This window comes from Pseudomonas sp. BF-R-19 (assembly GCF_019956445.1).
GTDB lineage: Bacteria > Pseudomonadota > Gammaproteobacteria > Pseudomonadales > Pseudomonadaceae > Aquipseudomonas > Aquipseudomonas fluorescens_BH.
Map to the genome: position 1 here is coordinate 103,273 of NZ_JAHBDN010000022.1, position 13,963 is coordinate 117,235.

At 61.0% G+C, this 13,963-nt stretch carries 11 protein-coding genes; 3 read left to right on the forward strand and 8 right to left on the reverse strand.

Annotated features, from left to right (window positions below; genetic code table 11):
* Positions 1 to 42 precede the first annotated feature (42 nt).
* The 4 genes from fdhE to fdnG are packed head-to-tail and all read right to left on the reverse strand — an operon-like array spanning position 43 to position 5,636.
* Positions 43 to 969 (reverse strand): formate dehydrogenase accessory protein FdhE, encoded by a 927-nt coding sequence (gene fdhE, locus KGB28_RS01590; protein ID WP_223441557.1) that lies wholly within the window; start codon positions 967 to 969, stop codon positions 43 to 45.
* A 3-nt stretch (positions 970 to 972) separates the two neighbouring features.
* On the reverse strand, positions 973 to 1,638 hold the full coding sequence (locus tag KGB28_RS01595) for a formate dehydrogenase subunit gamma (protein WP_223441559.1): 666 nt from the start codon (positions 1,636 to 1,638) through the stop codon (positions 973 to 975).
* Positions 1,635 to 2,570 (reverse strand): formate dehydrogenase subunit beta, encoded by a 936-nt coding sequence (gene fdxH / locus KGB28_RS01600; protein ID WP_223441560.1) that lies wholly within the window; start codon positions 2,568 to 2,570, stop codon positions 1,635 to 1,637. The genes KGB28_RS01595 and fdxH overlap by 4 nt, the downstream gene beginning before the upstream one ends.
* Positions 2,571 to 5,636: a formate dehydrogenase-N subunit alpha gene (gene fdnG / locus KGB28_RS01605; protein ID WP_223441563.1), complete on the reverse strand. Its 3,066-nt coding sequence runs from the start codon at positions 5,634 to 5,636 to the stop codon at positions 2,571 to 2,573.
* Positions 5,637 to 5,946: 310 nt separating this feature from the next.
* Between fdnG and KGB28_RS01610 the strand changes: the two genes are divergently transcribed.
* Positions 5,947 to 7,101 (forward strand): MalY/PatB family protein, encoded by a 1,155-nt coding sequence (locus KGB28_RS01610; RefSeq protein WP_223441566.1) that lies wholly within the window; start codon positions 5,947 to 5,949, stop codon positions 7,099 to 7,101.
* 142 nt (positions 7,102 to 7,243) lie between these two features.
* Here KGB28_RS01610 and KGB28_RS01615 read toward each other — a convergent pair whose 3' ends face one another.
* Both KGB28_RS01615 and KGB28_RS01620 read right to left on the reverse strand, forming a co-directional pair.
* Positions 7,244 to 9,511 carry an ATP-dependent DNA helicase gene (locus KGB28_RS01615; RefSeq protein ID WP_223441569.1) on the reverse strand — a complete coding sequence of 756 codons (2,268 nt, stop codon included), beginning with the start codon at positions 9,509 to 9,511 and terminating at the stop codon, positions 7,244 to 7,246.
* The gene (locus KGB28_RS01620) at positions 9,508 to 11,175 is read right to left on the reverse strand and encodes a VRR-NUC domain-containing protein (protein WP_223441572.1); all 1,668 of its coding nucleotides are present in this window, start codon (positions 11,173 to 11,175) and stop codon (positions 9,508 to 9,510) included. Before KGB28_RS01620 ends, KGB28_RS01615 begins: the two co-directional genes overlap by 4 nt.
* Positions 11,176 to 11,371: 196 nt before the next feature.
* Here KGB28_RS01620 and KGB28_RS01625 point away from each other — a divergent pair, with 196 nt between their 5' ends.
* A complete protein-coding gene (locus tag KGB28_RS01625; RefSeq protein ID WP_150723809.1) occupies positions 11,372 to 11,599 on the forward strand; it encodes a YgdI/YgdR family lipoprotein in 228 nt (75 codons plus the stop codon).
* Between the two features lie 137 nt (positions 11,600 to 11,736).
* Complete coding sequence (locus KGB28_RS01630) at positions 11,737 to 12,408, forward strand: MliC family protein (protein ID WP_223441574.1); 672 nt, start codon at positions 11,737 to 11,739, stop codon at positions 12,406 to 12,408.
* Positions 12,409 to 12,454: 46 nt separating this feature from the next.
* On the opposite strand, the gene KGB28_RS01635 is transcribed toward KGB28_RS01630, so the two are convergent.
* Together KGB28_RS01635 and KGB28_RS01640 are read right to left on the reverse strand one after the other, a co-directional pair.
* Positions 12,455 to 13,540 carry a polyamine ABC transporter substrate-binding protein gene (locus KGB28_RS01635; protein WP_223441576.1) on the reverse strand — a complete coding sequence of 362 codons (1,086 nt, stop codon included), beginning with the start codon at positions 13,538 to 13,540 and terminating at the stop codon, positions 12,455 to 12,457.
* A 75-nt stretch (positions 13,541 to 13,615) separates the two neighbouring features.
* Positions 13,616 to 13,957: a cupin domain-containing protein gene (locus KGB28_RS01640; RefSeq protein ID WP_223441578.1), complete on the reverse strand. Its 342-nt coding sequence runs from the start codon at positions 13,955 to 13,957 to the stop codon at positions 13,616 to 13,618.
* Positions 13,958 to 13,963: the final 6 nt, after the last annotated feature.

Here is a 13,963-nt window from a genome sequence, read left to right on the forward strand (position 1 = left end):
CTGATAACGAATGACCCTCGCGCCAGAGTGTAGACGCTGCGGTTATTCGTCTCCCGGCGCCAGCAACAGATTGGGTGCCAGACGCTGATAACCGTCCTGGGTCAGGCGCATGTCGAGCATCAGGCTGGACAGGTCGGCCGACAACGCTTCGGCGTCCGCATCGTTCTCCAGATAGAGCAACTTCAGATAGCTGCTGCAACCGGGGCAGACTTCGACGCGCAACGGCGCCTGGTTGGCGGCATGCCGATCATCTTCAAGGCTGAGGTATTCCAGGCCCTTGCTCTGCTCGCAATACACGCACTTGACCCGCACCACATGCCACTCGCAGGCGCACAGCGAACAGACCAGATAACGCAAGCCGTTGTGCTTGCCGCGATGACGGATCACCCCGGCCATGGCCGGCGAGCCACAGGCCGGGCACTGGCTGAGGCTGTCGCCGGCAGTCAGCGCGAGGTTCGGCGTACTCAACAGCCAGTGGCTCCAGGCTGTTTGCAGCGCCGCGCCGAGAAACGGCACCAGCGCCGCCGGCACCAGCGAATACTGGCCGCTGACCAGTGCCACTGCCCAGGCGCGGCGTTGCCCGGTACCGGCCAGACGCAAGGTGTCCACGGCATCGGCCACGGCGGATTGCGGCGGTGCGCTATAGCGCTGCAACAAGGCATCGAGGTAAAGCTGCCAATCGTCTTCGCGCGCCAGGCTGTCGGCCGCGAACGGCGGCAAGCCGTGTTGCTGGCACAACTCGATGCGTTGTCGGTCGAGGGGTTCGCTTGACGGCGGGTCGTCCAGCACCTGTTGCTGCACCCGGCACAACCCGGCGATCAGGCGCAGGTAGTCGGCCAGCGGGTGCCCTTCTGCCAACGCTTCCAGGCGCTGGGCGCGCAGGTTGAACAGGTTAGACGGCGGCATGTAAAGAAACGGCGGCGAACTGGCCGCCGCTTCGATTTCTCCGGGTTCGAGGATGGTTGGCAAATGTCAGCCCTTTTTGGTGATCGGTCGCTTGGGTGCTTCGTCGCGGGTCTCATCTTGAGCCACTTGGCGATACCAGAGTTCGTGGTGTTTCCTGGCCCAGTCGCGGCTGACCTTGCCGTGCAACATGGCGCTGACCGAGCCCTTGATCCAGATGCCGGCATAGATGTGCACGATGATGCTCAGGATCAGCACGAAACCGGCCAGCGCATGCAGCAACATCGCCCAGCGTATCGTAGTGATGCCGAAATACTCGCTGAAGTACGCACGCCAGATCACCAGACCGCTGAACAACAGCACCAGCATGCACAGCAGTAAAGTCCAGAACAGCAGCTTTTGCCCGGGGTTGTATTTGCCGATAGGCGGGACGCCCTCCTCTTCATTCTTCATGACCCGATCAATGCGCTTGAGCCACAGGCGGTCATTGGCGATGAAGTAGTTGGCGCGCCAGAAGCGCAGCACCAGGCCGAGGAACAGCACGAACATCAGCACGCCCATGAACGGGTGCAGGATGCGTGTCCATGGCCCGCCGCCGAACAGGTTGCTCAGCCAGAACAACGCCGGGTGGAACAACGCCAGTCCGGACAGCCCGGCCATGAGGAACAGAATCGCCACCAGCCAGTGATTGGTGCGCTGATTGCTGGTGTAGCGCAGGATCGTCTTGTTGCTCATGGCCTGCCCTCCCCACGGGGATCGAAGGTGTGCACCGACGGATCGACTTCATGCACGGCGGTGTCCGGCGGCTCCGGATGTTCATCCTCTTCGACGATTTGCGGGCCGACGCGCACGTAGTGGAAGAACCCGGCCAGCACCGCCGCGCCCATGGCCAGCAGCGCCAAGGGTTTGCTGATGCCTTTCCACAACCCCACCAACGGGCTGATCGCCGGGTGATCGGGCAAGCCGGCGTACAGCCTTGGCGTATCGGCGTGGTGCAACACGTACATCACGTGAGTGCCGCCAACGCCTTCGGGGTCGTACAGGCCGGCGTTTTCAAAGCCCCGGCTCTTGAGGTCGACGATACGCTCGGCGGCATGTTCCTTCATGTCGTCCTTGGAGCCGAACACGATGGCACCGGTCGGGCAGGTCTTCACGCAGGCCGGTTCCAGGCCTACCGCCACCCGGTCCGAGCACAAGGTGCATTTGTAGGCCTTGTGATCCTTTTGCGAGATCCGTGGAATGTTGAACGGACACCCGGTGATGCAATAGCCGCAACCGATGCAATGATCCTGATCGAAATCGACGATGCCATTGGCGTGCTTGATGATCGCCCCCGGGCTGGGGCATGCCGCCAGGCAACCTGGCTCGGCGCAGTGCATGCAGCCGTCCTTGCGGATCAGCCATTCCAGGTTGCCGGCGTCTGTCTCGTGCTCGGTGAAGCGCATCAACGTCCAGGTTTCTGCGGTGAGGTCTTGCGGGTTGTCGTAGGTGCCATGGTTATGGCCGACCTCGTCACGCAACTCGTTCCATTCCGAGCAGGCGACCTGACAGGCCTTGCAGCCGATGCATTTGGTGGTGTCGATCAGCTTGGCGACTTCCTCCTGCTGGCGTACCGAGGATGGCACGGTGGTGGTGGCCGAGCGGGCGATGATGTCTTGGCTGGCCATTTAGACTTTCTCCACGTTGACCAGGAATGACTTGGATTCCGGGGTCTGGGTGTTGCCATCGCCGAGAAACGGCACCAGGGTGTTGGTCAGGTAACCGTGACGGGTGGCGCCGGTGAAGCCCCAGTGCAAGGGGATACCGATCTGGTGAACTACCTGATTGTTGACCTGCAGCGGACGAATCCGCTTGGTCACCACCGCCACCGCTTCGATATGCCCGCGCTTGGAGCTGACCCTTACTCGGTCACCGGCAGCAATGCCCTTCTCCTTGGCCAGCACCTCGCCGATTTCGACGAATTGTTCGGGTTGGGTAACGGCGTTGATCGGGCAATGCTTGGTCCAGAAGTGGAAGTGTTCGGTCAGCCGGTAGCTGGTCGCCGCATACGGGAAGTCCTTGGCCTGCCCGAGGGTTTCCCAGACTGAATCGAAGATCCGCCCGGCCGGGTTGCTGGTCGCCTGCTTGTTGTTGGGGTGCATCGGGTTGATACCGATGGGTGTCTCGAACGGCTCATAGTGTTCCGGGAACGGCCCTTCGTTCATCTTGTCGAGGGCGAAGAAACGCGCCACCCCTTCGGGGTTCATGATGAACGGGTTCATTCCGGCTTCCGGCGGTGCATCGGCTTTGTAGTCGGGCACGTCGGTGCCGGTCCACACCTTGCCGTTCCACCACACCAGCCGTTTGTTCGCGTCCCACGGTTTGCCTTGGGGGTCACAAGAGGCGCGGTTGTAGAGAATCCGTCGGTTCATCGGCCAGGCCCAGGCCCAGCCCAGGTTCTGCTTCATGCCGAAAGGATCGCTGTTGTCACGCCGGGCCATCAGGTTGCCCTGCTCGGTCCAGCTGCCGCAGAAGATCCAGCAACCGGACGCCGTGCTGCCATCGTCCTTGAGCTGGGCGAAGCCGGACAGCTGCTGACCGGCCTTGACCACCGCGCCCGAGGCGTCGGTGACATCGGCGACGGCGTAGCCGTTGAATTCCCGGGCCAGCTCTTCCGGCGTCGGGTCATCCGGTACTTTGTAGGGCCAGTCGAGCTTGAGGATCGGCTCGGCCCAAGCACCGCCGTTGGCCTGGTAACGCTTGCGCAGGCGCAAGAACAGCTCGGCCATGATTTTCACGTCGGTGCGCGCCAGCCCCGGGCCATCGGCACCCTTCCAGTGCCATTGCAGCCAGCGGCCGCTGTTGACCAGCGAACCGTTTTCTTCGGCGAAGCAGGTGGTGGGCAGGCGGATGACCTCGGTCTGGATGTTGGCCGTTTCCACGTCGTTGTAAGGCCCGACGTTGCGCCAGAACTCCGAGGTTTCGGTAGCCAGTGGGTCCATCACCACCAGCCACTTGAGTTTGGCCAGCGCCTTCATCACCCGGTTTTTGTCCGGCAAGGCGGCGATCGGGTTGAAGCCCTGGCACATGTAGCCATTGACCTCGCCCTTACCCATCATGTCGAACATTTTCAGGATGTCGTAGCCGGGAATGTCCAGCTTGGGCAGCCAGTCGTAACCCCAGTGATTCTCGGCGGTGGCATTGGCGCCGTACCAGGCTTTCATCAGGCTGACGTGGAACTTGCCGTAGTTCTGCCAGTAGGACATCTGCCCGGGACGCAGCGGCTTGAGTGCACGCTTGGCAATGTAGGCGCTGTAATCCTGTTCGGCATCGGCCGGCAAGGTCAGGTAACCAGGCAACAGGTTGGACAGCAAACCGAGATCGGTCAGGCCTTGAATATTGGAGTGCCCGCGCAGGGCGTTGACGCCCCCGCCCGGCATGCCGACGTTGCCCAGCAGCAATTGCACCATGGCCGCACTACGGATCATCTGCGAGCCGGTTGAGTGCTGGGTCCAGCCCAGCGCGTAGAGAATCGTCATGGTTTTGCCCGGTTGCGAGCAGGTGGCGATCTCTTCCCAGATTTTCTTCATGGCCTCCACGGGCATGCCGCAGACCTGACTGGCCAGTTCCAGGGTGTAGCGGCTGTAATGCTGCTTCATCAATTGGTAGACGCAACGAGGGTCTTGCAGTGTCGGGTCAACCTTGGCAAAACCGTCTTCGCCGATTTCGTAACCCCAACCGGATTTATCTGTGTAGCTGCGTTTGGCCGCGTCGTAGCCGCTGAAGATCCCGTCCTCGAAACCGTAGCTGGCCTTGACGATGAACGACACGTCCGTATAGGCCCGCACGTACTCGTGCTGGATCTTGTCTTCGGTCAGCAGGTAATTGATCAGCCCGCCCATGAAGGCAATGTCGGTCCCGGTGCGGATCGGCGCGTAATAGTCGGCCACCGAGGCCGTACGGGTGAAACGCGGGTCGACCACAATCAGCCGCGCCTTGTTGTGGGCTTTGGCTTCGGTCACCCATTTGAAACCGCAAGGGTGCGCTTCGGCGGCATTGCCACCCATTACCAGAACCAGATTCGCGTTGGCGATATCGGTCCAGTGGTTGGTCATGGCACCACGGCCATACGTCGGGGCAAGACTTGCCACCGTCGGGCCATGTCAGACACGTGCCTGGTTATCGAACCCCAGCATGCCGAGACTGCGAATCACCTTATGGGTGATATAACCCGATTCGTTGGACGAGGCCGACGCCGCGAGAAAACCGGTGGTCAGCCAGCGGTTCACCGTTTGCCCCTGGGCGTTCTTCTCGATGAAGTTGGCGTCGCGGTCGGCCTTCATCAAGTCGGCGATGCGATCGAGCGCTTCATCCCAGGAGATTCGTATCCACTCCTTGGTGCCAGGCTTGCGCACCTGCGGGTACTGGAGACGACTGGGACTGTGAATGAAGTCCAGCAGGCCTGCGCCTTTGGGGCAAAGAGTACCGCGGTTGACCGGGTGGTCGGCGTCACCTTCGATGTGGATGATGTTTTGCGCGACATTCTTCGCCGCATCGCCCTGGCTATACATGATCAAGCCGCAACCGACCGAGCAATACGGGCAGGTGTTGCGGGTTTCATGGGTGTGGGCGAGCTTGAAATGACGCACCTGTTCGGCAAAGGCTGTCGTCGGGGCCATGCCCAACGCGCCCAGGCTAGAGCCTGCAAGGCCGATACCGGCGACCTTGAAGAACTGACGACGGCTGAGGTCCATCGTGCACTCCTGATCAGGTGGAACCCGGTACATGGCCGGGCTTTTTTGAACAACCACGGTCGGGGCAGTCTGGCTGCCGACACTACAAACTGTAGTCAATGCTGTCGAATTCACCATGACAGCCGACCGTCGGACGATTCCCGGTGGGCGCCCAAGGCAAACAGACTGTGGGAGCGAGCTTGCTCGCGATGGCGGTGGATCAGGCAACCTCAATGCTGACTGTACTGGCCCCATCGCGAGCAAGCTCGCTCCCACAGGGCTTGGCGTTTATCATGGTCAGCATTCCAACCCAGCTTTCATGAGACTACGCATGACTTTCGATTTTGATCAGGTGTTCGACCGCCACCACACCGGCAGTACCAAGTGGAGCCGCTACCCGGCCGACGTGTTGCCGATGTGGGTCGCCGACATGGATTTCGCCGCACCGCCGGTGATCATCCAGGCCCTGCAAAAGCGACTGGAACACCCGATGGTCGGTTACAGCGTGGCCCAGGAAGACTTGCGGGAGGCAATCGTTGCCGACCTCTGGAACAAGTACACCTGGCGCGTCGAGCCCCAGGAGCTGATTTTCCTGCCGGGCGTCGAGTCCGGTTTCAACATGGCGCTCAAGGCACTGGTGCAGGCGCCACAGAATGTCGTTGTGCAGGTGCCGAACTACCCGCCGCTGCGCCATGCGCCCGGGCATTGGGGACTGAACAAGGTCGAACTGAATTTCGATGCGCAAGCCGACGGCACCTACACCACGCCGCTGAATACCCTGAGCCAGTCGCTGCAAGGTGGCGGCGCACTGCTGCTGAGCAACCCGCACAACCCGCTGGGCAAGGCCTTCCCCCGCGCAGAGCTGCAAGCCATTGCCGACATTTGCCTTGAGCACGGTGCCTGGATCATTTCCGACGAGATCCACGCCGAATTGTGCTTCGACGGCCGCACGCACATTCCGATGGCGACCCTGAGCCCGCAAGTCGCCCAGCGCACCATCACGCTGATGTCGGCGAGCAAGGCCTACAACATCGCCGGCCTGAAGACCTCGTTCATGATCATCCAGGACCGCCACCTGCGCGAGAAGGTCAACCACGCCCGTTGCGGCATGGTCGACAGCGTCAATCCGCTGGGCATGGAAGCCACCCGCGTCGCCTACAGCGAAGCCGCGCCATGGCTGGCCGAGCTGAAGGTCTACCTGCAAGGCAACCGCGACTTCCTGGCCGAGGCCGTGCGCACCCGCCTGCCGGGCATCACCATGAACCTGCCGCAAAGCACCTACCTGGCGTGGCTCGATTGCACGGCACTGGGGCTGGACGACCCGCAGCAGTTCTTCCTGGAACAGGCCAAGGTCGGTTTGAGCGCCGGCCTGGACTTCGGCGATGACTGCAAGCAGTTCGTACGCCTGAACTTCGGCTGCCCACGGTCGCTGCTGGAAGAAGGCATTGCGCGGATGGAGCGCAGCTTGCGCCATCTCAAGGCCTGATCCCCCCCTCAGCAACAACGAAGATCCCTGTGGGAGCGAGCTTGCTCGCGATGACGTCCTGTCAGTCGGCAATGATGTTGCCTGACACGGCGCTATCGCGAGCAAGCTCGCTCCCACAGGGCGATAACCCGATGCTGTGATGCTACGAATAATTGCCTGCCATGGCCCACCAACGCGGCAGCAACTGCCTGACCTTGCTCTCGCCAAAACGATCGTCGATCAACATCACCACCCCTTGATCCTGTTGCGTACGGATCACCCGCCCAGCGGCCTGCACCACTTTCTGCACACCGGGATAAAGATAGGTGTAGTCATAACCGGCACCGAAAATGGCGGCCATGCGCCGTTTCAGTTGCTCGTTCACCGGATTGAGCTGCGCCAGACCCAACGTAGCGATAAATGCGCCGATCAACCTGGCACCGGGCAAATCGATGCCTTCACCAAAGGCCCCTCCCAGCACCGCAAAGCCGACCCCTTGGCCGTCGGCGTGGAACTGATCGAGAAACTGCTGACGCTGCGCTTCGCCCATGCCTCGGGACTGTGACCACAGACTGATGTGCGGATGTTTCTCGGCCAGCAACTGCGCCACCTGCTGCAAATAATCGAAACTGCTGAAAAACGCCAGGTAATTGCCGGGGCGCTCGCAGAACTGCCTGGCGATCAAGTCCACGATCGGCTCAAGAGACGCCTGGCGATGCACGAACCGCGTGGAGATCTGGTCAACGATGTGCACTTGCAGTTGATCGGCGTGAAACGGCGACTCGACGTCGATGCACACCGTGTCCGCCGGTGTTCCCAGTAAATCGGCGTAATAGTGCCGGGGGCTGAGGGTCGCGGAGAACAGCACCGTGCTACGCGCGGCGGTCAGGCGCGGGCGGATGAACCCGGCGGGGACCACATTGCGCAGACACAGTTGCGAGAGGCTGCGCTGGCGCTCGAGGTCGCGCTTGCTGATGTCGAACAGGAACTGCTCATCGAACAGTTCGGCGACCCGGCAAAAGTGCAGCATGTCGAAGTAAAACCCCTGCAGTGCACTGTCCAGCCCTTGAGGGTGATCGTTGAGGTAGTCACCGATGCTGGCGCTGCACGATGACAGAGCCTGAAGCAGCTTTTCCGGCGCCTTGTCATAGGCCTGATAGGCGCCGGTTTGCGCGTTATGCAGGTCATTCCACGCGCGGTTGACCCGCTGCAGCGGTTTTTTCAGCACGTCGGGCGCGGTTTTGCGCACGCCGTTGAAGGTCGCCTGGTCGAGGCTGGCGCTGTACATCTGCCGGCCGCGTTCCACCAGGTTGTGGGCTTCGTCGACCAGCACCGCGACCTTCCAGTTGTTGGCCTGGGCCAGGCCGAACAGCAGCGCGCTGAAGTCGAAGTAATAGTTGTAGTCGGCAACCACCACGTCGGCCCAACGCGCCATTTCCTGGCTCAGGTAATATGGGCAGACATCGTGCGCCAGGGCAACCTCGCGCAAGGCGCTCTGGTTCAACAGGCTCAGTTGGCTGGCCGCCTGCCGTGCGGCGGGCAGGCGATCGTAGAAACCCCGGGCCAGCGGACAGGACTCGCCGTGGCAGGCTTTGTCCGGGTGTTCGCAGGCCTTGTCCCGGGCGATCATCTCCAGCACCCGCAACGGTGGCGCATCGGTGCAGGCAAGAATCACTTGCGCTGCGTCCAGGGCCAGTTTGCGTCCCGGGGTTTTCGCCGTGAGGAAGAACACCTTGTCCAGTTGCTGTGGCGCCAGGGCCTTGAGCATGGGGAACAAGGTGCCCAGGGTCTTGCCGATGCCCGTGGGCGCCTGGGCCATCAGGCAGCGCCCCGTGCTGACGGCCTTGAACACCGACTCGGCCAGGTGGCGCTGCCCCGGTCGAAAACCGGCATGGGGAAAGGCCAGGCCCTGGGCGGCCAGATTGCGCCCTTCTCGATGGGCGACTTCCTGTTCGGCCCATTGCAGGAACCGCGCGCAATGCTGTTCGAAGAATTGTTGCAGCTCGGTGGCGTCGAAAGGCTCGACCAGGCAGGTTTCCTTTTCGCTGACAATGTCGAAGTACACCAGAGCCAGATTGATCTGCGGCAGATCCAGTTTCCGGCACTTCAACCAGCCGTAGATTTTCACCTGGGCCCAATGCAATTGACGGTGGTTGGCCGGTTGTTTGCTCAAGTCGCCGCGGTAGGTCTTGACCTCCTCCAGACAGTTTTGCCCGGGGTCATAGCCATCCGCCCTGCCCTTGACCGTCAAGGTCTGATACTGGCCCTCGAGGGCAACTTCGCTTTGGTAGCCCTCGCTGCGCCGCGAGGCCACGGTGCGGTGACCGACGATACCTTCCAGCGCAGTCGGTGACGGAGTGAAACGCAGATCGAGGTCGCCGACCTTGGCGGTGAACTCGCACAGCGCCCGCACCGCAATGCTGTAGCTCAATCGCCCTGCTCCGCCCATTGCACATAGCACACGGCGATGGGCATCTGGTGTTCATGGCAGAACTCCAGCCAGCGCAACTGGTTGTCCTGCAGGCGATCGCCCGGGCCTTTGACTTCGATCATGCGGTAGGTCTTTTGCTGCGGCCAGAACTGGATCAGGTCCGGCATGCCGGCGCGATTGGCCTTGATGTCCAGCAAGAGACGGTTGAACCAGTGCTTGAGGTGCTCGGCCGGGAGGCAATCGAGGGCCTGCTCCAGCAACTCTTCGCTGAGTACGCTCCAGAACACGAACGGCGACTGCACGCCCCACTTGGCGGCATAACGTTCGCGGATGGTCTGCCGGTAGCGCCCGTCGTCGAGTTCGGCCAGGCACGCCTGAAACAGTTCGGCCCGGCGGACCTGGAAGTCTTCGCTGAGCAGATCCACCGGCCCCCGCTGGAACGGGTGAAAAAACGCACCCGGCAACGGCGCGAAAATCGCTGGCCAGCACAGCAGGCCAAACAGTGAATTGACCAGGCTGTTTTCCACGTAGTGCACCGGCGCCGACTCTTGCGCCAGATGCGCCTGAACGTAGAACTCCACCGATAACGCCGGGTCTGTCCTGGGCAATTGCAGGTCAAGGCGCTGCATTTCCCGCGGCGCAGCCCGCTTGATGGGCGGCCCGCCGAGCTTGCGCCGCAGGCGTGGCAGCACGCGCAGCAACTGCTGGTGTTCGGCGGCGCTTTCCGGTGCCTGTTCGGCCTGCTCGGCCAGGCCCATGGCCTGCTCAAACTGACCGCTGCGTTCCAGCACGCGAATGAGCCGTGCCCGCGCGCCCGGATAAACGCATTCGCGGTACAGGTTCAGGGCCATGGAGAAATCGGCGATGCGTTCGCAGTACTGGGCCATCTGGAACAGCAGCTTGCCGCGCCGGCGTTGCAACCACGGATTATCCAGCGCCAGGCCCTTGATCCGTTCGGCCACCTCCTCCAGCGCTTCACCGGCCTCGAATTGTTGCTGGTACGTGTGCAGGAGGACGCAGGCATCCACGTCTTCGCGGCTGCGCAAGCCACGGGACTCGGCGCTGAATTCGACTTTTTCGTAGGTGTAGATACCGAGGTCGGCCAACACGAACTCCGACCAGTCCTGATACAGGTTGCCGAAAAACATCAGGCGCAGGCGGTCGCACAATTGCATGATGGTCAGGCTGAACAGGCGCTCGTCCAGACTCGGGCACCAATCGTTGAAGCTTTGCACCTGGGGAAACTGTTCGCACAGCGCCGGCAACCAATCGGCTTTCTTGCCATTGGGCTGATCGATGACCGGGCCAAAGGCCTGGAGGATTTCACCCTTGAGCAGCACCTCGAACAGCGCTTCGACCGCCAACGGCATTTGCTCATCGACCCAGCCAAGTGCCAGCAGCGGCCCGACGGCGCTGCCGGTATCGCCGATTTCCTCGTAGTGCAGTTTGCTCGCCCTGAAATGAACACCCTTGCGCATAACCATTCTGACCAGCAGTGCCTGCGATTCACGGGGCAACCGCTTAAACTGATTAATGAAACGCTGCTCGTCGACGCTCAGCACATCGGCAAAGCGCTGCTCAAGCCAGTCAAGCACTTGCATGAAGTTGTTCAAGTAATAGAACGGATCGTCGAGGGGATTTGCGGTCACTGGAAAATGGGCCATGGCGAGAGGTACTGGTTATGCATACAGATACCAGTTCCACGCTGCGTGGCGCAATCGGAAAAGGATAAATGGCGGCGCTGTACGGAATTTTCTCCGGGCAGTAGAACTTTCTGCCCCCTGGCGGCACCAACCGCCATACAGGTGCAGTGACAGCCTCGGGCTGATGGCGCTGCTTTAAACGAACGGGAGGTTGATCATGGACATCAAGACATTGGGCTTGCCCCTGGCTGCAGCGGCCCTGCTGGCGCTGGCCGGTTGCTCGACGCCAACGGTGGTGACGCTGCAGAACGGCACTCAATACCTGACCAAAGACATACCGAAAACCAAAACCAAGGACGGCTTCTTTGAGTTTGAGGACATTTCCGGTGCGATGGTGAAAGTCAGGGCCGATGAAGTGGCGACGATTCGCGAAGAAGAAGACTGACGTTTCTCCTGGCACGATGTGGCAGGTTTCGAGCACTGCTTTACACTCGATAGACCCCGTGCGACCGAATGACTGTGCAACGCTTCGACACAGGCGTTGCAATACGGGCATCACGCAAAGACTCAGGTGACGCCGAAATGAAAATGGTCATGCCACTTCTGGCCTCTGTGCTCGCCGTCAGCGCATGCGTGACGGCGAGCGTGTGTGACGCCGCCAAAAAGGCCAAGCCCAAGCCCTTGCCAACGTACAAAACCAGTTTCGATTGCACCACGACCCAGGCATCCGCCGAAAAGCTAATCTGTCACGACGCTCAACTGGCGCGCATGGATCTGGAACTCAATCGCCTTTATCTCCTGGCGCTCAGCGACGACCATTCAGTGCCGCGCCCGAATAAAGTCGAGATTGATCAGCGGTTCTGGCTTGAGTCCCGTAACCAGTGTGGTGGCGGGACTCAAGCCAAGGCATGCGTCGTGCGAAGTTATGCCGAGCGTGCGTTCCAACTGCGCCAGGGCTCGGCCATTGCGAGAACCAAGGACCCCAGCAGGCTCACCGAAGGCCCGTTGGCTTATCGTTGCGCAGGGTTTAACGCTTTGGTTGCCGCGACCTTCTTTACGGTCGAACCGGGCGTGGTGTTCCTGAAATGGGCCAACACCTCGGTGACGCTGAACCAGGTGCCGAACAATTCCGGAACCCAGTACACGGGCAAGGATTACAAAGGCAGCTACAGCTTCTGGCAAATCGACGATGACGTTTTTTTCCAGATACCCGGCTCAGGGCAGATGAGTTGCGCAGCCGAGCCGGTCGGCTGATAACGATGGCAACGGGACGTCCTGTCCCGTTCGCCTGACCAAGTCTTCAGCTGCCGGTGCGAATCTTGTTCCACACTCGCGTGCGAATCCGGTCGATATTCAACGGCATGGCTTGCAGGGCAAACAGCTTGCCCATCATTTCCGGGCTTGGGTAAACCTTGGTGTCGTTCTTGATCGCCGGGTCGATCAGGCTGTCGGCCTGTTCATTGCCATTGGCGTAATGCACATGGTTGCTGATGCCGGCCATGACGTTCGGGCGCAGCAGGTAGTTCATGAAGGCGTAGCCGGCCTGTTCATCCGGGGCATCGGCCGGCATGGACACCATGTCGAACCAGATCGCTGCGCCTTCCTTGGGAATCGAGTAGCCGATGTCGATGCCGTTATTGGCTTCCCTGGCGCGGTTTTCCGCCTGCAGGATGTCACCGGAGAAACCGACCGCGACGCAGATATCGCCGTTGGCCAGGTCGCTGGTGTACTTGGACGAGTGGAAATAGCTGACATACGGCCGCACTTTCATCAGCAGGGCTTCGGCCTTCTTGTAGTCTTCCGGGTTCTTGCTGTGATGCGGCAACCCGAGGTAGTTCAACGCCGCCGGTAGCAGTTCGGGGCCGTTGTCGAGGATGGCCACGCCGCACTTCTGCAACTTCTGCATGTTCTCCGGCTTGAAGATCAGGTCCCAGGAATCCACCGGGGCGTTGTCCCCCAGCACGGCCTTGACCTTGGCAATGTTGTAGCCGATGCCGGTGCTGCCCCACAGGTACGGGAAGCCGTGCTCGTTGCCCGGATCGTTGGTCTGCAACGCCTTGAGCAACACCGGGTTGAGGTTCTTCCAGTTCGGCAGCTGACTCTTGTCGAGTTTCTTCAGCGCGCCGCCTTGAATCTGCCGGGCCATGAAGTGGTTGGACGGGAACACCACGTCGTAGCCGGATTTGCCGGTCATCAACTTGCCATCGAGGGTTTCGTTGCTGTCGTAGACGTCGTAGGTGAAGCCGATGCCGGTTTCTTTCTGGAAGTTTTTCGTGGTGTCTGGCGCGATGTAATCCGACCAGTTGTAGATCTTGACGGTTTCGGCGGCCTGACTGATCGATGCAGCCAGCATCAGCGGGGCCAGAGTCAGTGTCTTTCGTAGCATGGGTCGATTCCTGTAGGTTTTTTTTGTTGGCAGGCAATCAAAGGATCAGCTTTCAAATTTCAAAGAATTGAAAATTCAAAAAATCAGTACGTAGGTCTTGCGCACGGTTTCCTGGATGTCCCAGATGCCGAGGCTGTTGGCCGGCAACATCAGTGCGTCGCCGGCTTCTATGTGCAGGGGCTCGCCGCCGTCCGGGGTGAAGGTGCAGCGGCCCTGGATGAAGTGACAGAATTCCTGGGCGACGATCTGCCGGCGCCAACGCCCCGGGGTGCATTCCCAGACGCCGGTCTCGACGCCGTCGTCGCGTTCGACGCTGGTGGTCGAGGCCACGGCCACCGGGGTACCCAGGGGCGCGGCGACCGGATTGGATTCGTCCAGTTTCAGGGTTGCGGTGTTCTTGAATTGCGTGATGCTCATGGGAAT

Bases quoted from the DNA above. Each gene is read 5' to 3' on its own strand.
- KGB28_RS01595 (WP_223441559.1), bottom strand. From the start codon at position 1,638: ATGAGCAACAAGACGATCCTGCGCTACACCAGCAATCAGCGCACCAAT.
- fdxH (WP_223441560.1), bottom strand. From the start codon at position 2,570: ATGGCCAGCCAAGACATCATCGCCCGCTCGGCCACCACCACCGTGCCA.
- KGB28_RS01610 (WP_223441566.1), top strand. From the start codon at position 5,947: ATGACTTTCGATTTTGATCAGGTGTTCGACCGCCACCACACCGGCAGT.
- KGB28_RS01620 (WP_223441572.1), bottom strand. From the start codon at position 11,175: ATGGCCCATTTTCCAGTGACCGCAAATCCCCTCGACGATCCGTTCTAT.
- KGB28_RS01625 (WP_150723809.1), top strand. From the start codon at position 11,372: ATGGACATCAAGACATTGGGCTTGCCCCTGGCTGCAGCGGCCCTGCTG.
- KGB28_RS01630 (WP_223441574.1), top strand. From the start codon at position 11,737: ATGAAAATGGTCATGCCACTTCTGGCCTCTGTGCTCGCCGTCAGCGCA.
- KGB28_RS01635 (WP_223441576.1), bottom strand. From the start codon at position 13,540: ATGCTACGAAAGACACTGACTCTGGCCCCGCTGATGCTGGCTGCATCG.
- KGB28_RS01640 (WP_223441578.1), bottom strand. From the start codon at position 13,957: ATGAGCATCACGCAATTCAAGAACACCGCAACCCTGAAACTGGACGAA.